Genomic DNA, 1,163 nt, shown 5'->3' on the forward strand with positions numbered 1-1,163 from the left:
TCTGAATTCATATACTTATTTTTCTATCATCAAACATGATTCATACTAACATAGTGCTGTTTTATAAATATGAAGGAAGTTCTTCAAGTTCTGCCCCTGGTGATTCGTCGGCCGCGTCAGATGTGTCTAAGGGCCAGTCCTCGCCGCCGGCCTCACGCTCGGCGCCATGTCCCTGTTCCCCGGCATGAGCTGGGCGCAGGCGCGCAAGCTGGTGTTCGCCACCTTCACCGGAAGCTGGGAGGAAGCCCACCGCGACGTGATCGTGCCGCATTTCCGCAAGGCCACGGGCAACGCCGACATCGCGCTGGACCCGATGCTGTCGGTGGACATGATCGCCAAGGTGTCCGCCGCCAAGGCGAACCCGCCGATCGACGTGATGCTGATGGACCCCGGCCCGCGCCTGTCGGTGATCGGCCAGGATCTGGCCGCCCCCTTCCCCGTCGCGGACAGCAAGAATTACAAGGACCTGCTGCCGGTGGCCCAGCTTCCCGAAGGGCCGGGCATCTTCTTCCAGGCCGTCGGCATCACCTACAACCCGGAGAAGGTCAAGACCCCGCCGACGAGCTGGGACGACCTGTGGAAGCCGGAGTACAAGGGCCGCGTCGGCATCACCAACATGAACTCGACGCTCGGCACCGCCTTCATGGTCGAGCTGGCCAAGACCCGCGGCGGCGGTGAGAACGACATCGAGCCGGCCTTCGCCGCGCTGAAGGAGCTTCAGCCGAACCTCGGCGCCGTGGCCCCCAACCCCGGCGCGCTCGCCACCCTGTTCCAGCAGGGCCAGATCGACATCTCGCCGGGCAACTTCAACGCCATCCAGATCCTGCGCGCCCGCGGCGTGCCGGTGGAGTTCGCCAAGCCGAAGACCGGCACCATCGCCTTCCTGACCACCGCCCACATCACCAAGAACTCCCCCAACGCCAAGCTGGCGGCGGCGCTGATCGAATCCGCCATGGCGCCGGAGGTCCAGACCAAGCTGATGCAGGCGCCCTTCTACGTCATCCCGACGAATTCCAAGGTGCAGATGGACGGCGACATCGCCCGCATGATCGCCAAGGACCAGGAGGAGCTGAAGGCGTCCTTCGTGTTCCACGACTGGTCGGTGATCAACCAGAACCGCGCCGGCTGGATCGAGCGGTTCAACAAGGAGATCAAGGTGTAAG

1 protein-coding gene is annotated in these 1,163 nt (G+C 63.3%); it reads left to right on the plus strand.

Going from position 1 to position 1,163, the window contains the following annotated elements:
• Positions 1-166: 166 nt before the first annotated feature.
• Positions 167-1,162: an ABC transporter substrate-binding protein gene (locus GBZ26_RS29470; RefSeq protein ID WP_174441815.1), complete on the plus strand. Its 996-nt coding sequence runs from the start codon at positions 167-169 to the stop codon at positions 1,160-1,162.
• The last annotated feature ends 1 nt before the right edge of the window (position 1,163 follow it).

Origin of the sequence: Azospirillum formosense (assembly GCF_013340925.1) — a bacterium.
GTDB classification, from domain to species: domain Bacteria; phylum Pseudomonadota; class Alphaproteobacteria; order Azospirillales; family Azospirillaceae; genus Azospirillum; species Azospirillum formosense.